The organism is Nostoc sp. GT001 (assembly GCF_030382115.1).
In the GTDB taxonomy this organism is placed as follows: Bacteria; Cyanobacteriota; Cyanobacteriia; order Cyanobacteriales; family Nostocaceae; genus Nostoc.
Window position 1 is genome coordinate 4,585,365 of the sequence record NZ_JAUDRJ010000003.1, and the last position, 20,494, is coordinate 4,605,858.

At 42.1% G+C, this 20,494-nt stretch carries 16 protein-coding genes; 8 read left to right on the forward strand and 8 right to left on the reverse strand.

What is annotated here, in order from left to right; all coding sequences use genetic code 11:
- The first annotated feature begins 14 nt into the window (after nt 1-14).
- The 3 genes from QUD05_RS22330 (at nt 15) to QUD05_RS22340 (ending at nt 3,605) form a co-directional block, all read left to right on the forward strand.
- Nucleotides 15-2,255 carry a molybdopterin oxidoreductase family protein gene (locus tag QUD05_RS22330; RefSeq protein WP_289797988.1) on the forward strand — a complete coding sequence of 747 codons (2,241 nt, stop codon included), beginning with the start codon at nt 15-17 and terminating at the stop codon, nt 2,253-2,255.
- Nucleotides 2,256-2,587: 332 nt separating this feature from the next.
- Complete coding sequence (locus QUD05_RS22335) at nt 2,588-3,046, forward strand: phosphate-starvation-inducible PsiE family protein (RefSeq protein WP_289797989.1); 459 nt, start codon at nt 2,588-2,590, stop codon at nt 3,044-3,046.
- Nucleotides 3,047-3,152: 106 nt separating this feature from the next.
- Nucleotides 3,153-3,605, forward strand: a complete 453-nt coding sequence (locus QUD05_RS22340; RefSeq protein ID WP_289797990.1) for a nitrate reductase associated protein — start codon at nt 3,153-3,155, stop codon at nt 3,603-3,605.
- Between the two features lie 37 nt (nt 3,606-3,642).
- On the opposite strand, the gene QUD05_RS22345 is transcribed toward QUD05_RS22340, so the two are convergent.
- A complete protein-coding gene (locus QUD05_RS22345; RefSeq protein WP_289797991.1) occupies nt 3,643-5,793 on the reverse strand; it encodes a PAS domain-containing sensor histidine kinase in 2,151 nt (716 codons plus the stop codon).
- A 517-nt stretch (nt 5,794-6,310) separates the two neighbouring features.
- On the opposite strand from QUD05_RS22345, the gene QUD05_RS22350 reads away from it, so the two are divergent.
- The 4 genes from QUD05_RS22350 (at nt 6,311) to QUD05_RS22365 (ending at nt 9,082) form a co-directional block, all read left to right on the forward strand.
- Nucleotides 6,311-6,511: a hypothetical protein gene (locus QUD05_RS22350; RefSeq protein WP_289797992.1), complete on the forward strand. Its 201-nt coding sequence runs from the start codon at nt 6,311-6,313 to the stop codon at nt 6,509-6,511.
- Nucleotides 6,512-6,661: 150 nt separating this feature from the next.
- Nucleotides 6,662-7,264 (forward strand): DJ-1/PfpI family protein, encoded by a 603-nt coding sequence (locus tag QUD05_RS22355; protein WP_289797993.1) that lies wholly within the window; start codon nt 6,662-6,664, stop codon nt 7,262-7,264.
- Nucleotides 7,265-7,450: 186 nt separating this feature from the next.
- Nucleotides 7,451-7,573 (forward strand): hypothetical protein, encoded by a 123-nt coding sequence (locus QUD05_RS22360; protein ID WP_289797994.1) that lies wholly within the window; start codon nt 7,451-7,453, stop codon nt 7,571-7,573.
- A 126-nt stretch (nt 7,574-7,699) separates the two neighbouring features.
- Nucleotides 7,700-9,082 carry a PrsW family glutamic-type intramembrane protease gene (locus QUD05_RS22365; protein WP_289797995.1) on the forward strand — a complete coding sequence of 461 codons (1,383 nt, stop codon included), beginning with the start codon at nt 7,700-7,702 and terminating at the stop codon, nt 9,080-9,082.
- A gap of 307 nt (nt 9,083-9,389) precedes the next feature.
- Here QUD05_RS22365 and QUD05_RS22370 read toward each other — a convergent pair whose 3' ends face one another.
- The 4 genes from QUD05_RS22370 to QUD05_RS22385 form a co-directional block, all read right to left on the reverse strand.
- Nucleotides 9,390-10,037 (reverse strand): hypothetical protein, encoded by a 648-nt coding sequence (locus QUD05_RS22370; protein WP_289797996.1) that lies wholly within the window; start codon nt 10,035-10,037, stop codon nt 9,390-9,392.
- A 147-nt stretch (nt 10,038-10,184) separates the two neighbouring features.
- The gene (locus tag QUD05_RS22375) at nt 10,185-11,759 is read right to left on the reverse strand and encodes a CHAT domain-containing protein (protein WP_289797997.1); all 1,575 of its coding nucleotides are present in this window, start codon (nt 11,757-11,759) and stop codon (nt 10,185-10,187) included.
- A gap of 133 nt (nt 11,760-11,892) precedes the next feature.
- Nucleotides 11,893-14,175 carry a protein phosphatase 2C domain-containing protein gene (locus QUD05_RS22380; RefSeq protein WP_289797998.1) on the reverse strand — a complete coding sequence of 761 codons (2,283 nt, stop codon included), beginning with the start codon at nt 14,173-14,175 and terminating at the stop codon, nt 11,893-11,895.
- 588 nt (nt 14,176-14,763) lie between these two features.
- Nucleotides 14,764-15,123: an NAD(P)H-quinone oxidoreductase subunit M gene (locus tag QUD05_RS22385; protein ID WP_094350943.1), complete on the reverse strand. Its 360-nt coding sequence runs from the start codon at nt 15,121-15,123 to the stop codon at nt 14,764-14,766.
- Nucleotides 15,124-15,989: 866 nt separating this feature from the next.
- Here QUD05_RS22385 and QUD05_RS22390 point away from each other — a divergent pair.
- The gene (locus QUD05_RS22390; protein ID WP_094350942.1) at nt 15,990-16,274 is read left to right on the forward strand and encodes an Npun_R1517 family heterocyst differentiation transcriptional regulator; all 285 of its coding nucleotides are present in this window, start codon (nt 15,990-15,992) and stop codon (nt 16,272-16,274) included.
- 707 nt (nt 16,275-16,981) lie between these two features.
- On the opposite strand, the gene QUD05_RS22395 is transcribed toward QUD05_RS22390, so the two are convergent.
- The 3 genes from QUD05_RS22395 to QUD05_RS22405 form a co-directional block, all read right to left on the reverse strand.
- Nucleotides 16,982-17,677 (reverse strand): response regulator transcription factor, encoded by a 696-nt coding sequence (locus QUD05_RS22395; protein WP_289797999.1) that lies wholly within the window; start codon nt 17,675-17,677, stop codon nt 16,982-16,984.
- A 32-nt stretch (nt 17,678-17,709) separates the two neighbouring features.
- On the reverse strand, nt 17,710-17,913 hold the full coding sequence (locus QUD05_RS22400) for a hypothetical protein (RefSeq protein ID WP_289798000.1): 204 nt from the start codon (nt 17,911-17,913) through the stop codon (nt 17,710-17,712).
- Between the two features lie 104 nt (nt 17,914-18,017).
- The gene (locus QUD05_RS22405) at nt 18,018-19,904 is read right to left on the reverse strand and encodes a sensor domain-containing protein (protein ID WP_289798001.1); all 1,887 of its coding nucleotides are present in this window, start codon (nt 19,902-19,904) and stop codon (nt 18,018-18,020) included.
- Nucleotides 19,905-20,494: the final 590 nt, after the last annotated feature.

Below are 20,494 nucleotides of genomic sequence, written 5' to 3' on the forward strand. Positions count from 1 at the left end.
ATGGTACAACTGCCATGAGTGAATTTACCAAAACTCTCTGTCCCTACTGTGGTGTTGGCTGCGGTTTAGAAGTTTCACCTCCAGCCCAACTTGGCAAAGCAACTAATCGAGATAGCCAAGGAAATCCAACTTGGCGGGTGCGCGGCGATAAAGCCCACCCATCTAGTCAGGGTATGGTTTGCGTCAAAGGTGCAACGATCGCAGAATCTTTAGATAAAAATAGATTACATTACCCAATGGTGCGAGACTCATTAGATCAAGAGTTTTGCCGCGTTAGTTGGGATGAAGCTTTTGATCTCATCGCCAAACGTATTCAAACTATCCGCTTCACACAAGGGCCAGAAGCCCTATGTATGTATGGTTCCGGTCAGTTCCAAACCGAGGATTATTACATCGCCCAGAAACTCATGAAAGGCTGTCTAGGTACTAATAATTTTGATGCCAACTCTCGCTTATGTATGTCTAGTGCTGTGGCTGGGTACATTCAAAGTTTTGGCTCAGATGGGCCTCCATGCTGTTACGAAGACTTAGAATTAACCGACTGTGCATTTTTAATTGGTACTAATACAGCCGAATGTCACCCCATCGTTTTCAATCGGCTGGAAAAATATCACAAAAAGAACCGCAAAGTCAAAATGATTGTGGTTGATCCCCGTCGCACACCAACCGCAGAAGCCGCTGATTTGCATTTAGCCATTCGTCCCGGTACAGATATCGATTTATTGAACGGCATCGCCCACTTGTTGATGCGCTGGAACTACATTGATACGATGTTCATGGACGACTGCACCAGCAACTTTCCGGCTTATGCTGAAGTAATTCGCCATTACCCGCCAGAAGTAGTGGCTCGTCAATGTGGAATCAGCATTGAAGATTTAGAAACAGCAGCTCGCTATTGGGGTGAATCGCAGCGCGTACTGTCTTTGTGGTCAATGGGTGTGAATCAATCCTCAGAAGGGACGGCTAAAGTAAGAACGATTATTAACCTGCACCTAATGACTGGACAGATTGGCAAACCTGGAGCTGGCCCTTTTTCTCTCACTGGTCAACCGAACGCGATGGGAGGAAGGGAAACCGGAGGTTTGGCACATTTATTACCGGGTTATCGGGTGGTGAAAAATCCTCAGCACCGTGCAGAAGTTGAAGAGTTTTGGGGACTTAAGCCGGGACAGATTTCGCCCAATCCTGGTTTGACTGCTTGGGATATGATTACTGGGTTGGAAAATGATGCTGTAGGGTTACTGTGGATTGCAGCTACTAATCCCGCTGTGAGTATGCCAGATTTGGAGCGGACTAAAAAGGCATTGTTGCGATCGCCTTTCACCATTTACCAAGACGCATATTATCCTACAGAAACCTCTGCCTACGCTCACGTTCTATTACCAGCAGCCCAGTGGGGTGAAAAAACTGGCGTGATGACAAATTCTGAACGCGTAGTAACTCTGTGTTCAGCATTTCGCCAACCGCCAAGAGAAGCTAAAGCCGATTGGGAAATTTTTGCCGAAGTTGGACGTAGATTAGGTTTTGAAAGAGAATTTGCCTTTGCTAACTCTGCGGAAGTTTACGCTGAGTTTGTCAAACTAACTAAAACTCGTCCCTGCGATATGACAGGTCTGAGTCACGCGCAATTACAAGCAGAAGGCCCAACTCAATGGCCTCACCCAGAAAAAAGTTATGAGTTAAGAGTTAGGAGTTATGAATTAGAATCTTCAACTCCTAACTCCTCACTCCTAACTCCTAATTCCAAACGCCTCTACACCAATCTCCGCTTCCACACCCCTGATGGACGCGCTCGATTTGGGGCATATTACTCCAAGGGATTGGCAGAACCGCCAGACCCAGATTATCCGTTTGTGCTAACGAATGGACGACTTTACGGACATTGGCATACGCAAACACGCACCGGTCGAATTGAAAAAATTTGCAAAATGCATCCCGAACCGTTTATCGAAATTCATCCCCGTGATGCTGCTCGGCTAGGTATTGTCGATAATATGGATGTAGAAGTGCGATCGCGTCGGGGTAAAGCCAAGTTTCCTGCTAAAGTAACAAAAGCGATCGCACCTGGTACAGTCTTTGTCCCTATGCACTGGGGTTCACTGTGGGCAGATAATGCTGAAGCCAACGCCCTCACCCATCCAGAATCTTGCCCCGATTCGCTGCAACCAGAATTAAAAGCCTGCGCTGTGCAGTTGATACCAATTTCGGTGGAAGTTCTCATCAAAGATTATCAACTCCAGTCCTCACAATGGTAAACTGCAAAGTGTAGCTCTAAAGTGGTAATTTATAACCAGCAATAGGTAATTTTGTCAATAATTAATAGTCAATAGTTATTATCATTTTTTATAACTCTCTAATTTGGACTGTTACCAATTACTATATCTAAGGGGTCACAATCTCTAGTAACAAGAGGTTTGACAAGCGTGAATGGTAAGTTTTTTGATATGTCTAAGAGTTGCAAAACTGAATTACGAATTACGTTAGCGCAGCGTTAGCGACGCAGGAGCGTCATTACGAATTACGAATTATTTTAATCCTCTAGATTTATCTATAGGATTTTCTTTTATTTTAGAATCGGGTGCAGCAGATGAGAAAACTAGTGAGGCGAATTCTAGGAGCTACCAAAGATGAGAACTTCATGCACATCATTGAAAACATAGAAGTGCTAGTTTCTAAAATTCTATCTATTTTTATGGTGGTCGTAATTTTGGTAGCGATCGCAGATTTAGGAGTTTTTATTTTTAAAGAATTATTTACAATACCTTATGGTAAGTTTAACACAACGCTGTATAAGGTTTTCGGTTTATTTTTAAATATTTTAATTGCCTTAGAAATCCTAGAAAATATTACAGCCTATTTAAGAAGACACGTTTTTCAAGTTGAATTAGTGATTGTCACTTCTTTAATTGCTGTTGCCAGAAAAATTATTATTCTTGACTTAGAAAAAATTGGAGGTCTTGATATAATTGGTCTAGGTGTAGCTATTCTTGCCTTATCAATTAGTTATTTGATAATCCGTCTCAGTAATTCCAAAGATGCAAGTTGAAGTAATTCGTAATGGTGATTTATACCCCACCACAAAACTTGCCACTTTTTTCATTCCCTATTCCCTATTCCCCATACTCCCCCATCAACTTTGGGGTTGTCGAACAATGACAGATTTCTTTGAATTTGAAGCAGACTTTGTTGATTCTCTGCGTTGCATCCCCATGCAGGTGCGTTGTAAATTAGATACCTGTGGCATCAAGTTAAAATTGCCTGACTGGAATCAAATGACTACAGCCGAGCGTCAAGCTTTAGTCGAATTACCTTGCACTACAGAAACGGAAATTCAGTCTTACCGCCAGCATATCGAGCAATTAATTCTACAACGCACAGGTACACCAGCGACAAAATTGCCCATTGATCCTCATCCTGCATGGCTAGACTCTGCCACTGTACCAGCTAGCCTTCAGGAAAAAGCTCAAGAAATAGGTGTAACCTTGACACAGCAAAATTGGGCAGCTTTAACACCCTTACAGCGTTTTGCTTTAATTAAACTTAGCCAGCCAGGACATGAAAACAAAAATTTTAAGAGAGCGATCGCAGAATTCCATCTGCTTTAATTTGCCATTCGAGCATATTCGTTGAATTATCGTCTTCTTAGTCTCCTAAAGGCAAGCTAATAGGTATCTCAATATGAAACTCAGTTCCTTGTTCTGGTATTGATAAACACGTAAGTTTTCCTTTATGCTTCTCTACTACAATCTGATAGCTAATTGATAACCCTAACCCTGTACCTATCCCTACTGGCTTAGTTGTAAAGAAAGGGTCAAACAATCTTTTTAGTACATTCTCTGGTATTCCTACTCCATTATCAACAAACCGAATCACGACCTTCCCATGAGGAGATAATTGAGTAAAAATATTGATAGTACTGGGTGCTTCTTGCATCTGTTCAATAGACCGCTTTGCATCCCGTTGTTCTAATGCATCTAAAGCATTAACCAGAATGTTCATAAAAACTTGATTTAGCTGCCCTGCATAGCATTCTACAAAAGGTAGCTTGCCATATTCCTTAATGATTTCAATTGCTGGACGGTTATGTTGTGCCTTGAGGCGATGTTCTAGAATTACTAAAGTACTATCAATCCCTAAGTGAATATCCACGGCTTTACATTCCGCTTCATCCATACGGGAGAAATTTCGTAATGAAAGAACGATTTGTTTAATTCTATCTGCCCCCATTTTCATTGACGAGAGTAACTTGGGCAAATCCGCCATTAAAAATTCTAGATCAATGGCTTCTATCTGTTCTTGAATAACCTTGACGGGATTCGGATAATGTTCTTGGTAAAGCTCAATCAAAAGCAGCAAATCGTTAATGTATTCGTTAGCAGGCTGAATATTGCTGTAGATGAAGCTCGTAGGATTATTGATTTCGTGAGCAACTCCAGCAACCAATTGACCAATAGAAGACATTTTTTCGCTTTGTAGCAAATGAGCTTGGGTGCTTTGGAGTTCTTTCAGAGCGCACTCTAAATCTTCCGCTTTTTGCCGTAAAGTTTCTTCCGCGGTTTTGAGTTCGCTGATATCCCTGGCGATCGTCGAGAAATATTCAACTTTTCCATCAGGTGATTTGTGAGCAATAATCAGTTGGGATATGGGAATTTCTCGTCCATCTGCTTTTAAAAGAGCCGTTTCCCCAACCCAATCACCGACTCGAACTGATTCTGGTAATCCTTGATTATGGATAATATCATTTGCCCATTTCGGATGATTTTGGCACAAATTTCTCTCCTGAAAAGATTCTTTTTCCCCCAGTTCTAATATTTTGCGAGCTGCTTTATTAAAGTAAAGAACCCGCCCAGTTAAGTCAGCAGTGCTGATAAAGTCTGGTGCTGCTTCTAGAATTGCCAACAACTTCGCCTGTTCTTTCTCGGCTTGTTTATGCTCGCTAATATCACGAGATACACCAACAGTCATGATCGTTTGACCTAATTCGTTACGAATAGCAGATTTGATTGTATGGAATAGGCGTACTTCGCCATCGTACCGAGTTACTGGCTCTTGGGGAATTTCTAGGGTCTGTCCACTTTCAAATACGTAAGCATCATCTTTGATATATTGCAGGGTATGATCTACTTCGTTGAAGGGTGCATCAATCATATTTTGAAGCTGTTCCTCATTCATACCGTAATAATCACGGAATGCCTTATTTGCCCAAATAATTCGAGATTTAGCACCTTTAACCAGCACCATATCTGTAATTGCATCAAGAATTTGCTGATAGGTCTTTTCGTTTTCGCGCAGAGCGTTTTCAAAAGATTTTACTTTTGTAATATCCTGCACTGTTGAAACAATACTAATTACCTTGCCATCAACGTTAGTTATAGGAGTGTGACACCAATCACAAATAATCACTCTTCCATGTTTTGTCAAGTTCTTACTGAGATTATTACCTCCCACTTTCTCTTCAATTAATAACTCCATTATTTTGATGACTTGTAATCTCTCACTTTCTGGCACAATTATTTCTGGTACTTGACAACCGAGTACTTCACTTTTGCTGTATCCAAATAGTTGTTCAGCAGCCGGATTCCATTGTATTACTTGAAACGCTGTATTCCACTCAATTAAAGGTAAAGGATTACGTTCCATAAGTAATAAAATTTTATCTTGCAACTGTTTAAAATCTGGTTCTGCTAATTGATGTGCAATTTCTTGACCATTTATACTGACTTCATCAACTTTTAGCGCTTGGTTTACAGAAAAATTGTTGCTGGATTGAATGCCTTGCTGTTGAAAGTTCATCCTATCTAACTGACTAATAGATTTGTTTGGTTCTTAAATCTAGGATTCCCTATTATTTAGGTAATATAACATTCCTCTTTCTGATAACATCTATCTGTTGGAAATCGTAGTAAAAAGAGGACAACTCCGAAGGCATAAGTACGTCCATTAAATGTCTCCAAGAGGTAGCAGCTATATCCTTACCTCTTCAACTATAGGACTAATATTTGATTTCTGAACAAATCTGCGCAGTCTCATTTGTTCCCTGTTGCCTACCTAAACAGATAAATTCAATAATCAAAGCGGATTCCTATAGTTAATTGTTGCCTGAATCAATATAAAATATCAATTTCGAGCGTGACCTGATTCCAGAACTTTTGTTAGACCCTCCATAATCCGAAATCAATAATTCATCTCATCCAAATGAAGATACCTACGAATATAAAAGTTTTATCTAAAACTGAGGCAGATATTTAGATTTGTTTATAATTGGCAGTACTGATTTGCGATCGCCTATCTTCAACAAAATACGAACTGTATGATGTTAGTAGGTGACTCGTCTGGTACTCAGATTGCGGCAGCAATTGCGACATTGATCGCGAATCCCGTCTATGCAGACAAACTTGGTATCCGGCCTGCTTTGCAGTCAGGCCCAGTCAAGGCAGCGCTACTGAATTGTCGAGGCTATGATATTAACGGCGTTAACTATGTTTTTTTAAGATACATTACATTTTGTTAACTTGCCACTCTGAAATAATACATGACAGCACAGTGATTGATGTGATATATCAAAAACTCGTATATCAACTAACGCCAAAAAAGCTGACTCTAAATTAATATCTATTCTATAAACAACTATTGATGACTAATAGGTAAGGGTAACAAATATATGACTGCAAAGAAACTTTTGATGCTTGTTGGCGACTATGTAGAAGACTATGAAGTGATGGTTCCTTTCCAGACATTGCAAGTAGTGGGACACACTGTCCATGCAGTTTGCCCCGACAAAAAAGCTGGCGATAAGGTGCGAACAGCAGTTCATGACTTTGAAGGAGACCAGACTTACAGCGAAAAACCCGGACATAATTTTACTTTAAATGCAACGTTTGCAGAAGTAGAAGCCACAAACTACGATGCCTTAGTCATTCCTGGAGGAAGGGCACCAGAATATCTTCGCCTCAATCAGCAGGTGCTAGAAATCACCCGTCACTTTGCCCAAGCGAATAAACCGATTGCTGCCATCTGCCACGGCTTGCAGGTATTAGCGGCTGCTGATGTACTGCAAGGCAAGAGATGTACTGGCTACCCTGCTTGTAGCCCAGATATCAAAAGTGCTGGAGGAATCTATGTTAATATCCCTGTCGATCGGGCAATAGTTGATGGGAACTTGGTGACAGCACCAGCTTGGCCTGCTCACCCACATTGGCTAGCAGAATTCCTCAAAGTACTTGGAACTAAGATTGAACACCCAGAACTGACTACAGTTGTTTGAGACAAGATACCAGAAATATTTTGGTTCACTTCATAACAGTTTCTTCCCCTACTCCTTACTCCAAAAGAGCTTTGGCAAAACAACAGACAATAGACGACTAAAAATTATATATTTTTGAAATGGAACTAAATGCAGTAAAAAATACTATTTTTTAATAAATTGCAGTGGGTTGAATTTGCAGCTACGATGTCAAAAGTACAGCATCGAGACAACCTGATTGATCCGCCTAACAAGACAGTTTTAGGGCAAACTCTCAGCAGATGGAATACTTCTTTACATGAGGTGAAACAATTTGAAATTTTGCACTAATAATTTTAAATTTCTTAGCAGTAAGTGAAGCTATAGTGGATTTAGCAATGCTGCTGCTAATGTGGCTAAGGTTAGTCCTGCTGCCAAATTATGTGAAGAATTAGTTTAGAAACGCACTTCTTATCGATGACAGGCAAAAACGCAAGACATAATGCATTTCTGCGGCTAGTGTCTGGTAATGGGGCAGCTTTGGGAGCAGAATCTCGCTACTCGCTGCCCCCCAGTAAAGAGATGGTAATTGGACGCGACCCCAGCTGCCAAGTTGTCTTGGATGCCATGATGTACCGAATGGTATCTCGTCGTCATGCAGTGGTTCGTCCCCTCTCTCTATCCCCGGATAGCAAATTTAGCTGGGTGCTTTGTGACTTGAATAGTGCTAATGGCACTTATTTGAATGGACAACGCTTATATGAATGTCAGGAATTGCACCCAGGCGATCGCATTTCTCTAGGTGCTGATGGGCCACAATACATTTTTGAATACGAGTATACCTCACTGACGTCAGCGACAACAGTAAACCAAGTTATACCACTGCCTTCGGCGACGAACTACCACAACCACACGCAATTAAAGCAGCCAGATTCTGTTAGCTTCACCCAGCTTTTTCCGATTATTTCCACTGGTAAAGATTTAACTAGTAAAGCTTACCTCATACCGGGAATACTGACCGTAATTTTTGTGGTGCTGATGTTCGCTACAGTCGGTCGGCCCCAAGCTAATCAAGTGATCGTAGCAAGTTACATTGCCTTCGCAGCCTACTATTTTGTTTACCAACTTTGCGGTAAACAAAAGCCTTGGTGGGTGCTAATGGCTACGTCATTGGGTACAATCCTGATTTTGCTTAGTCCGCTGTTGGATCTATTTATTTTCGTATTTCGTGGCATCCTGCCTGGAAGCTTGCCCACACCCCAAGAATCTATCACCTTCACAGAGCTATTGGTGCGGATGTTTTTTGGCGCTGGGTTGATGGAGGAATTACTCAAGGCATTACCTGTACTAGCAGCTTTTGCCATCGGTAGAATGTTGTCTTCACCTTGGCGAGAACGCATCGGCATCTGGGAACCTCTAGATGGTATTCTGCTGGGTACGGCTTCTGCCGTTGGCTTCACTCTCTTGGAAACCCTTGGTCAGTATGTGCCTGATATCACTCAAAATGTCACACAACAGGTGGGTATAGGGGCTGCTGGTCAACTGGCAGGTTTACAACTGCTAATTCCGCGAATTTTAGGCTCTGTAGCCGGACACATGGCTTATAGTGGCTACTTGGGTTATTTTATCGGGTTGGCTGTCCTCAAACCTAGTAGAAGTTGGCAAATTCTCTCTATTGGTTATCTGAGCGCCTCTGCGCTCCACGCTCTCTGGAATGCTACAGGGTCAATCAATGCCTTGCTGTTGGTAGTTGTTGGAGTGTTATCTTACGCTTTTCTGATGGCAGCAATTCTCAAGGCACGGGCGCTGTCACCGACGCGATCGCAAAATTTTGCTACCCGATTTCTTGGCCCAAAATAGAGAGAGCAGAGGAGCAGGGGAGAATAATTCTTGACAAATGACCAATGCTTGAGTATTTACCTCTTGGGATAGATGGCCTAATTTGAAAATCAGCGTATTGTTAATCTATTATGGAGTAAATATACTTACAAAAATAAAAATCATTAAACTTTTTGGACAAAGTCTTAATTTTAGACTCTTCCTTTGCGTAAGGCAAACCAACATCTTTGCAAAAGACACCTCAAAATAAAGTAAACAGCAAAGCGCGGGTTACGCGAACACAATGCATAATGAAAACTTTTCCTATACCCTACTCCCTACTCCCCATTCATACTTCAGACTGAGACTTGTTAAGTTCAGTAAAAGCATAAGAAGCGATCGCTAAACTAACCTTTGCTTTATCTACTTCTGATAAAGCTGTCCAATCGCTATTTTGAAGATTACTGAGTGCAGATGCCGCATTTTGCGATTCGCTACTTCGCATAGCGTAAGCAAAAGGACGAGCCAAAACGATCAGATCCTCTGTTCCCCAAGCTGGTAGCACTGTCTGAACGCACTCAACCAGTTGCTCACTGATTAATTGGCGAGCAGCAAATATCTCAGCAGCTTTGGTGGCGATGGTGTTGAGCAATATTTGGGGGACACAGGCAGAAAAATTCATCCGTAATGTCTCTTGAAGGTTAAGCACTACTGCCTGTTGTCGGTTATCATTGTGCTCGGATGTAGGAGTAATACTAGACCAAAGTGTATCTAGATGTCCGTAAAAATCTTGCGAGCGCCTCATTAGTTCAACGCCCTCCAAATCTTCGATTCCGAACTGTTGTTCTAGTTCTTGAAAATAAGCTTCTGATTCTTCATCACTTGGATTCCAGGGATAGTTAGCATCCTCTGGTTCTAGTAAAGCTTCTAATAACTCTAAATCTACTTGAGATGGCAAAGATGGGAAAGTGTCTGAGCCGTTAATTTTGTGAGCCATATTTTCTTCCCTCATGATTATTTGGTGGTATTGACAGCTACAAGTTCTAAGAGGAGATTTCCGCAAAAACTGTTGATTTTTTCTCTAAAAAAAACAGATTTTAAAAGCTAATGCTAAAGACTCAAATTCATTTATGCAATAGCTCCGCTAGGAGTTTTCAATCACAAACTCCCAGGTTTCACCTCTAGCACTTCCAAACTTTAACTGCATCCCCGATTTCAAAGGGACTTCCTCTCGGAGGATTTGTTGCCAGCCATTAGGGCCTAAAAACCAGGTTGTCCCGTAGGTGGAAAAATCTTGCAAGTAATAAGTTCGCATTAGTGTAGCATCTGTAAGAGTGTTGCGGCAGAAGATTTCGGCGTGGCGTTTGGATACAGATGGTTCGGGGATGACAATATCATTATCTTTCGTGCGGCCGATGCGGGTAACTCCATAACGCAGTAGCCAGGTTTTACCTTTTGGAGTCAGCGATCGTAAACTTGCAGTCGGAAGCGATGAACCGACCTCAGGAATGGCTGTATCTGGTAGTTCGGTAATACCTTCATCCAGATTTTTAATCAGTTCGCCATTAAAATCTGGATGCAGGTAGAGAACAGGCAAAGTCCAAGCAGGTTGATTAAATTTATACAGTGTTAACAACTCTTGCCTAGCCTGTGCTACGGCTTCGTCAATTGGCTTGTGCGATCGCAAAGCTTCGGTAAAGGCTTGAATAAAACTGTGGCTTTCATGGTCAGCGATTTCATCGCGCATCCCCAAAACCGCAGGCACACCATGACGAATCAATACTTCTGCTAAACTACTGGCGGGGATAGCTTGATGATTGATTGCAGCTGGTTGTGCGCCCCAACAGGCGTTAAAAACCGCTAATTTCACACCTGTACGGGTCAACACTTGCGCCAATTCTATCCCATTCAGAGGCATATCTGGTCGCAAAAACAGTAATCCTCCGTCTGGGTCTGGCAAACCATGTCCAGCGTAAAAGAAAACATTGTATTCTTTGGTTTCTAATTCATCAATCAACTGTTGTGGAGTTGGTTGAATGAGTTGATTTACTACGCAAGGTGCATATCTTTGGGAATTACCAGGCGTATCTGCAAGAGCTTGCTGTAATATAGCGGCTTCTTGTTCTAGTTGCAGCTTGTCATCATGACCTAAAACCAGCAAGATACTTAAAGCCTGGTCAGTTCGCAAATGCGGTAAAGGCTCAACTTCGGTGCTGGTGCGACTAAATAACAAATCTTGCGAGAGAGACATAGCCGATTGACCAGGCTCACGCTGCATAATTTCCCAAGGGAAAGCGATCAGATCCGGGTCGCGAATTTCTAGTCGAAAGCGCAAACGTGTATGCTGACCCATAGCAATACCACGACTGCGTTCTAGACTACCAAGAATTTGCCCGTCAAATACCCAGCGCCATAAATTCATTCCCAAGTATTGCATCAGACGACTGCTGTAGGGGCCAGTAGGTTGACCTGAAGGGGGTGAAATCCAATCTATGGGGAATGGGTTGCTCTTTTGAGATGTTGAGTTAGGGGAAATATCTAGGCGACCATGACCAGCAAACATCTGCTGCCATTCTTGCCAGACTTGAGTAAGTTCAACAGGCCATACACAGTCACGTAAAACATAGCCACTGGGATACGGAGCCTTGACCACCCAAATGGCGAAGTTGTCAGTGCCAGTATTTACGAGACGGGCGATCGCCAAATTCAGGGATGGCATGGATTCATTAAACTAAAAGCTAAAAAAAATAATTTCAAATAAAAATTCTTCAAGGTGAAAATTTTCTATTTTTTTGACCTTGTAAATTTCTTACTCTAATTGTTACCTGTTATTATTCCAGGTTTTTACAAGTTTATCGAGTATTTGATTGAGTTGGGCTGATGACGGGTGGAGGTGATTGAGTCGCTGGCGGTTGTGTAATAACAGCTTTACATGGATTTGGTGCGTCTGGTTGTAAAACAGAGAAGCTCGAAGGGTTTACTTTGGAGGAGTCTAGCGATAGTTTTGCTGGCAAAGCTTTTGGATTTGGTGCAACTGAGGTAGTTACTGCTGATTTATTACTATTAGCTGAACCTGGCGTGGTTTTATCAGCACAGACTCGCATAGGCACTAGAAAATTCCCAGGAACCGATTGGGGATTTAATTTTTTCTCAAGAACTAAATAAGTCTCAGGGGGAATAAATTGATTGTTTCCAAAGGATATTGCCTTGTTGGTTTTAATTACCGAACCAGGAGAAAGGTTATCAAGCGATCGCTGTGTAGGTGTTGCTTCGAGGATCGGATTTTGAGTTTGTAAGGGATTGGAAAAAATTGGAGAGGTTCCTCGCAGTTGCCTGACGAACAATCCTAAAAAACCTGCTGCTAGCACAAATATTAATGGAACTATCCACTGTAGGGGGAATTGACGAGTAATAGCCGATTCAGTATCTGGAATTACCTGAGTCTTGTGGTTTGGACTGCCTAAAACTGTCGCATCTGTTCCTCTGGATGCTAAATCAACAGTTTTGGCAGAATAACTCTGGGGAATTATTGCTTGGATGGTGATTTCTGGTTCCCAATATTGGACTTGATAGTGAACTAAAGCGACGGTGACATTATCATGTCCATTTTTAGTATTAGCAATTTCGACTAATCGATCGGCAACAGTTGCTATATTTGCTTCCCCAACTAAAATCGGCAAGATTTCTGTTTCCCAGTACTCCTCTACCCGATCAAAGTCACTCAAACCATCGGATGTGAGCAGAAAAACAGCATCTTCATCGAGCATAAACCGTCCCGATGTGGGATGCAATGAAGTGCTAGAACCCATCCCCAAAGCTTGGACGAGAGAGCCAGCGGCACTCTGTTGCACTGCCTCGCGGTAAATGGCATAACCTAGTCGCACTTCGCGGGAGGCGACATCATCATCAAGGGTAACTTGATAACAGCCGTGGCGTGTAATCCAGTAGGCACGACTATCACCGACGTGGGTAATGTACATTTCATGAGCAACAGGCAATGCCATGACTAAAGTCGTGCCCATGCGTTGACGCCCTTGGCGATTTTCACTGTCATTGCGCTGACTGATTTTGTCATTGGCCATTGCCACTGCCTTATCTAGGTCATTCAGCAGCATTTCCGGGTCTATGTGGTCGTAAGGAACCTTTGTTAGTTGCTGTACCTGCTGTTGGATGGTTTCAATGGCTAAATTTGAGGCGACATTGCCACCCTCGTGTCCACCGATGCCATCACAGACAATTGCTAAGGCTGTTGGCTGGGGTGGTTTGCTCACTGGAGTTCCACTGGGGGGACTACAGGCATCTTCGTTACGTTGACGACTGGGCCCGGTGTCGGTTTTGGTGATAATTTGGATCGTGGGTGTTTGCGATCGCCCTAACCCAGCCAGTCCCCGATCTAAAACACCGATTAATTGATCGGTGGAATTAATCTCTCCCTGAATTAAAGCTAGGCTAACGCGATTGACAAATTCTGTGATCGCTGGTTTGGCAGTGCTGACCAACTGCTGCCAAAATTCACCTAATTGGGGCAATTCTGGTGATATGGCGCTGTCAAAACGCAATTCCAACAACCGGACTAACGATCCTTCTACCCGTAATACATCAGAGTCAAGTAAGCTAGAGGCCACACCTTCACTTACAAGAGGTTGCCACAGATGAGCTATTTGCCATAACCAATTTAGTTGGCGCATTGATGTTGCATCACGCCAAGCGGTGGTTAACTCGCTGCCTAAATGTACTTGTTGAGTAGTGTCATCTACTAATAGTGGCGGTTTTTCTAAGAGTAATATTTCTCGGTGGGAAGACCCGTCAGCCACAAAAAGCACTCCATATACCTGCGGTACGTGTAGACGGTAGGGAATCAGTCTCAGGTACGCTTTTAGAGGCTGCAAATTATCTAACTCAGGCGTTAGCGCTAATAAACCAGGCTTCGTATCTAAAAGAAGAAATTTATCAAGGATTAAATAGCGATCGGCTAATATTTCTCCAGGGCTACCCACGCTTGGGCTATCTACCACAGCCCAGAGATAATTTTTGGGTAGAGGCGTCGAACATCGCTGGCAAAACTTGTGAGTCAGGGGGTTGGCAGCCTGACAATTTTCGTTTGGACAGTAGAGCGTTGCCGCGTCATTTTCCATATTTTTCGCACCGATCAGCGATTGGCAATTTCTTTAATAGCATTAGTAGGGACAATCTAGACCGCTCATCTTTCTTAAACTTGACATACCCAGACTTTAGATGATGATTTTAGCTGGCGGATATCAGCAGGTGCTAATACTTATCCGAATCCAAAAAATACGCTCCTAACTCAACCCTACAGCCTAATCATAGCTTCTATTGCCCTGTGACTCTCCATCGCCAAAGCAACTAACTCCAACCCTGTCACCACAGCATAACCCAAGCATAACTGCGCGATTTGTTTTTGCGAAATTACCCCATCATTAACAGGCAGAGAATATTGGTATTTATTTAGTTTATAAGTAGGATAGCAAGAATTAACTTTAATTTAAGAATTAAGAATCGCAAATATTAATTTTGGCAAAAGTACCTGATAAATGCAGTGACTCGAAGAATCTCTTGAGGACTGCTGTTAGTGGCAGCGGCGGGGTTAGCCAGTGCTGAGTTAAGAAGTAGACTTATGAGTTTTTTCACTCTCAGCCGAAACACTTTTAACTCAGCACTCTTTGTACAGAAGGGTTTGGGCAGCCCGCTACCAACTCATTGGCTTATTGTTTGTCGTCAATGGCAACTTGAGGGACTCCCATGCTGTAATTAGTAACACGGGCAGAAAGATTGTAGCTGACTTCCCCGAGTTGCAGAAGCGATCGCAGATAATGCTCTAAGTCTGACCCCACACGGCGCAAGTTATAGTCCGTGAGGTCTGCGCCACTAGATGCTTCTACTAGTTCATCAAATTTTCGATAAATTTTTTGCAGTGCATCTTCATTCCAATTAAATTCGTTATCTGGGTCAACATCTAAGGTTAAGACTTGTTGACTAGGAACTAGATCGCCATCCCGGTCAATTTCACCTGCAAAAATGCGGATGTGCCGGGTTGTGGACTTGAGCAGCATCGGGTTATCCATAAAAAGGTGTAAGATTTGCGTGGATTACACTGAAATTATTGTAGACCTTATATCCGAGCTTGAATGCTCCCAATTTAAAAGCTTTGAATGCTGTTTTAAAAGGGTACATTGAATGGTCATAAGTAAAAATATCACCTTTACTGATGAGCTTGCTACTACTGTTATGAGTTGAAGATATATTTAACTGCTAGTACTGACAGTAGTCGAATTATTTTTCTGTAAAAATTAATTGGTAGAGTATTTTTATTTAGTCTACGAATCTGACTTACTGCTAAGATTTTTGGACTCAATCAAGCCCAAAAGACGGTAGGGCAGGGCACTCAGCAGAAATGATTCGCTCTGTGTGCTTTTTTTATAGAGAACAAAAGTTTTGACATTAATAATTATGCCCAGCAATTTATCCTGAATTTTCTATTGCAAAAAACGTACATCAAGTAATTTCACGCAATAGCGCTGCATCGACTGCTGGCTTTAAGAAACTCAAGAAACCTAAGCAGTGTTACTTACGTATAAATACCAAAATTAGAGTAACAAGTCAAACTGTTATTGACGTTCACATAAAGTTGATGTAAAAACCTTTAAAAAGGTTGAACAACTTCTTACAGAAACTTTATTGTGTAGAATCTTAAAAACTGAATAATAGTTATGGCTTACCATAAGCTACATCTGGCACAGAAACCTCAAAATCTAGACACTGAAAATCTAGGTTGAAAATACACCACAGGAGAGTGAAATGGAATACAAAGGTGATTGATGAAGAAAAATTCTTAATTCAAGCACTTTGGATTCAAAAGAGATATAAAGAATTTTGCTGGACATCTACCTCCTTACCCTCATGACAACCAAGTAAAGGAATCTCAATAGTTATGAACTCCAAAGCATTACCACGCCAGATAAATAATCTCGAAGTAGGTGTTTATGAGTGTGAAATACATCTCAAATTCCGGTTGATTGAGGAAAAGAGTCTATTGAGCGATCGCGAGCAACTCTTACAGGTGCTACTTGATGCTTTAACCGAAGGTTCTGATGACTTTCTAGAAACGCTCCAAGCGTCCGTTAAAGCCCAGGAAGTATCTGAGTTTAAAGCCTCGCCTCAAATGCGGCGTCAGCTAATGCGCTTGCGTAATGTGGCGGAAAATTCTCCAACCTAAAGGTGTAATTTAAGTAATGAAAAACGTGAATTGGGCATCAAATCAAATGTTGATCCCATACCCCCGTTGCCATAAAAACTAAGCAGTCAGTAGATTTCATAAAATATTTTGATTTCTACCTTGTGAAAGTCTTATTTAGCAGCACAAAGTCCCAGGAACAGTTTCCGCTATTAAAAACTTTGTAGCAAAGGGTACTGGTAGAATCTGAAAGCAAATTCAGCCGGGTGCATTTTACCGAGTTTTTATCAAAACATTGCAGAATAATAAAACCCTGTGTCTTTACAGATGGGGAATCGGATAACAGGCGCAAATCAAATGAAAATCTAAAAGACAAAAGTAAAATAAATAACCTTTCTTTTAGCTTTTTGCTGAAGCTAAGTGCCTGATTTGCTGAAATACTTATGTTTTATCTATTACTGGTAATAGATCATGGTTTAGCAGCCAGTTAGCTATTATCAATTACCCAGAGGCAAGGGAGACAAGGGGACAAGTCTCTTCCTTCTTCCTTGTCTACCTTGCTATTTTCTCCATACCCAATACAACTCTTATAGAGGCTGCACTTCGACTACGCCCTTCGGCTACGCTCAGGACAAGCTCAGTGACCACGCCAACGGCTTCTCTACGATATGCTACGACACGAACGCGGTTCCTGAGCGAGTCGTTCGCGTAGCGTCCCGGAGGGAAGGGCAGTACAAGAATTCTCATCCCTATTTAGCAAGACCGTGTTCGAGAGCAAAACGAACTAACTCTGTACGGCTATTGGTACCGGTTTTACTAAACAAACGGCTGACGTATTTTTCTACATTACGGACGCTGGTTTCTAAGCGACGGGCGATTTCTTTGTTCATCAACCCTTCAGCGACCAAATTTAAAACACTTTGTTCTCTGGGAGTCAAATCAATTTTAAAAGGGGCTGGCGATTGGGAAATGGCACTTCTTTGAGTTAACAATGCCTTTATTTGGGCAATCTGATTGGCTAGTTCAGCAAGATCGGGGGTTTCAGCGTCATCTCCCGTACTCGCAGCCTTAGCAGCGCGGCGGGCTAGCAAATTTTCGACTATAGCCACTAACTCGTCTGGATCGAAGGGTTTGGGTAGATAGGCATCAACACCAGCGTGATAACCTTGAATGCGATCGCCTGTCATACCTTTAGCAGTTAAAAATACTACCGGTAGTGCTTGGAAACGGGGATCTTCCCGTAGTTGCTTCAGGAACTGATAGCCATCCACTTGAGGCATCATCACATCGGAAATCACTAAGTCAGGTGTATTCATCTGCATCCATTCCCAACCTTCAAGGGCGTTACTGGCGACTTGAACGCTGAAACCGCTCTCTTGCAAATAGTCTTTCACGGCTTCCCGTATCCCTGGTTCATCATCCACCAGTAACAATTGTGCTGACATTTAAAATTCCCTTGAGTTTTCCTTTTTCCAATTTAGCGAAAGTTGGTAGGCATTGAGCAACTTGAATTCACCTCTACCGCCTCTAAAGGTTTTAAAGTTGACATCTCTGCCTCCGTCAACCCTGCTGCTGGATTAACCATTCGCAAAGTTTGCCGACATTCTCCTATAGCGATATCCCAACAGTTGATGGTTTCATGTTGGCTACCGCTAAGGAGAGTTGGCTCGTCTTGACTCAAACTAAGCGACCATACAGTAAGGCAGTCTCCATTAGCTATGATTCATGATTGCTATGAGCATAACAAAGAGCGTCATTATCAATTACGAATTTTTTTGATAACCCTTACCATTGAGGATTTTCCATAATTAATGCCTCTGCTGCCGAGCTATTTAACGGAACTGAGAAAAAATGTCCCTGGCCATATTGACAGTTTAACTTTCTTAGAAGTAATAGTTGCTCTTTTGTCTCTACACCTTCGGCAAGCACATCCACACCTAGCTTGTGTGCCAAGGCGACAATTATTTCAATAATTTCTAAATTCTTACTATTAATACGCATCAAGCTAATGAAAGAACGGTCAATTTTCAACACACTAATCGGAAAGTTATAAAGACCACCTAATGAGGAATAGCCCGTACCAAAGTCATCAATTGATAACTCAATGCCCATCTCTCGAAGTTGCAAGATTGCGGCAGTTACCTTATTGCCATTTTCCACAATTGCGTTTTCAGTAATCTCTAGCATTAAAGTGCCAGCATCAAGGCCAGTTGAGTGCAAAATTTGCCCAATCTGCTCTATCAAATCCGGCTGAGAAAATTGCTTGACGGAGAGATTAACACTAATTTTATCTAGTAATTTAGGACAATGGTATACCCGCCAAACTTGCATCTGGCGGCAAGCTTCATGCAATGCCCATTTGCCAATGGAGAAAATTAGTCCTGTTTCCTCTGCTAGGGGAATAAAATCTGCTGGATTAAGCAGACCACGCTCTGGATGCTGCCAGCGCAATAGAGCCTCAAAACCTATAATAGAGCCACTAGTGAGCGAAACAATCGGTTGGTAATAAACCCGAAATTCTTCGCGTTCAATTGCTCGGCGCAAATCAGTTTCTAACTGCAATCTCGCTAGAGCATCAGCATACATATCTGAGTTGAATAACTCATAACGCGCTCTGCCTAGCATCTTGGCTCGATACATTGCTGTATCTGCATCCCTCAACAGTTCTTCTGGGTGTTGATAGTTTACTGTCGAACTCAAGGCTATGCCAATACTTGCCGTGATGAAGACTTCTTGTCCGTCAAGTTCAAAGGGTAATGCCAGTTCCTTCTGAATCCGTTCAGCTACTTTGATGGCGTCTGACACATCCTGGATTCCCTCAAGCAGGATTGTAAATTCGTCTCCCCCAAGCCGTGCCGCTGTATCTATGGAGCGTACACATATTTCTAGTCTACTTGCAATAGCAAGCAGCAATTGGTCTCCATTTAGGTGTCCAAGACTGTCATTGATCACCTTAAACCGATCTAGGTCGATAAATAGCACAGCATATAGATAATCTGAATGCCGTTTTGAATAATTTACCGCATGTTTTAGGCGGTTCATAAATGCAACGCGGTTTGCCAGACCCGTCAGTGTATCGTGAAAAGCAAGGTGCAGTAGTTGTGACTCGACTTTTTTACGTTCTGTAATTTCATTTAGCAATTTCTGATTTGCTTTTACCAGTTCCGCTGTCCGTTCCGCCACCCTTATTTCTAACTCACTGTAAGCTCGGTACAACATTTCTTCAGCTTGTTTGCGTTCACTGATGTTGCACAGCAGCCAACGCCAGCCAAGTTGCTTCTCCCCAAGGTCGTATACTACAGACGCTCTCACATTAGCAGGGAAAGGCTTTCCTCTCCGTGGCTGTAGGTGAATTTCCCAGTTCAGTACCTCCTGCAAATTGTTTATTTGAGAGTTAAAGGACTGGTGGTCTTGTTGAGCAATAAAAAGAATTAATGGTTTACCTACTAAATACTTTTGTTGGACACCAAGCAAAGTTGCTGCTACATGGTTAGCCTCTTGGATTGTCCCGTTGATATCAGTTACCAAGTAACCATCTGGAGCAAACTCGAATAAATCTTGGTAACGCTGGCGCTCTTTCTCTACTGCCGCTCGTGTTACCTTTAACTCCTCGGAAGCTGTCAATAGTTCTTCCATTGCGGTGTTAAGTTCCTCGAAAGCCTCTGTTATCATCTCCTGTGGTGAGTTCAGCTTAGTTCCATAGCATTTTAATAGTCTCTGTATCTGTGAGCGTAATTTATCTATATGTTGATTAAATCCATCCACTATCATGTTGCTCAACTCACAAAACTATGAAGCGTAGCTGTGAATGAAAAGAGCAGGGTAAGCAAACCCCATGCTTTCTTCAAGACTTCAGACGCTATTGAGCAGGTAAGGAGAAAAGGTTACTTGCAAGAGCGGACACTCTATAAATAGATATGACAGAACTTGGTTTTTGATTTACTAACTGAACCTCTCAATAATGAGGAAGCAATCAAATTTGTGTAGCTTCAATCAACTTTTAGCCCTATTTAGTGCCACAAGCTTGTCTAATAACGACTAAAGTGCTAAGTGGTAACAAGCCCTACCTACTGGAATTTTTATTTTATTAAATACAAGGTACTAAAGTTAAAAGATTAATAACAGCATATTTGCTTTACCTATTTTTGAAAATACTTCTTAAGATACATTCGCTTTTGTGAGCTAAGGAAAGAATAAAGGTCTCAGTCAATGCTTCTGGACTGACAAGAACGTTTTTGCTTAGGCGTTACTGAATTCAGGTA

Coding starts and splice junctions, on each gene's coding strand:
- QUD05_RS22330 (WP_289797988.1), top strand. CDS start 15: ATGAGTGAATTTACCAAAACTCTCTGTCCCTACTGTGGTGTTGGCTGC.
- QUD05_RS22335 (WP_289797989.1), top strand. CDS start 2,588: ATGAGAAAACTAGTGAGGCGAATTCTAGGAGCTACCAAAGATGAGAAC.
- QUD05_RS22340 (WP_289797990.1), top strand. CDS start 3,153: ATGACAGATTTCTTTGAATTTGAAGCAGACTTTGTTGATTCTCTGCGT.
- QUD05_RS22345 (WP_289797991.1), bottom strand. CDS start 5,793: ATGAACTTTCAACAGCAAGGCATTCAATCCAGCAACAATTTTTCTGTA.
- QUD05_RS22350 (WP_289797992.1), top strand. CDS start 6,311: ATGATGTTAGTAGGTGACTCGTCTGGTACTCAGATTGCGGCAGCAATT.
- QUD05_RS22355 (WP_289797993.1), top strand. CDS start 6,662: ATGACTGCAAAGAAACTTTTGATGCTTGTTGGCGACTATGTAGAAGAC.
- QUD05_RS22360 (WP_289797994.1), top strand. CDS start 7,451: ATGTCAAAAGTACAGCATCGAGACAACCTGATTGATCCGCCTAACAAG.
- QUD05_RS22365 (WP_289797995.1), top strand. CDS start 7,700: ATGACAGGCAAAAACGCAAGACATAATGCATTTCTGCGGCTAGTGTCT.
- QUD05_RS22370 (WP_289797996.1), bottom strand. CDS start 10,037: ATGGCTCACAAAATTAACGGCTCAGACACTTTCCCATCTTTGCCATCT.
- QUD05_RS22375 (WP_289797997.1), bottom strand. CDS start 11,759: ATGCCATCCCTGAATTTGGCGATCGCCCGTCTCGTAAATACTGGCACT.
- QUD05_RS22380 (WP_289797998.1), bottom strand. CDS start 14,175: ATGGAAAATGACGCGGCAACGCTCTACTGTCCAAACGAAAATTGTCAG.
- QUD05_RS22385 (WP_094350943.1), bottom strand. CDS start 15,123: ATGGATAACCCGATGCTGCTCAAGTCCACAACCCGGCACATCCGCATT.
- QUD05_RS22390 (WP_094350942.1), top strand. CDS start 15,990: ATGAACTCCAAAGCATTACCACGCCAGATAAATAATCTCGAAGTAGGT.
- QUD05_RS22395 (WP_289797999.1), bottom strand. CDS start 17,677: ATGTCAGCACAATTGTTACTGGTGGATGATGAACCAGGGATACGGGAA.
- QUD05_RS22405 (WP_289798001.1), bottom strand. CDS start 19,904: ATGATAACAGAGGCTTTCGAGGAACTTAACACCGCAATGGAAGAACTA.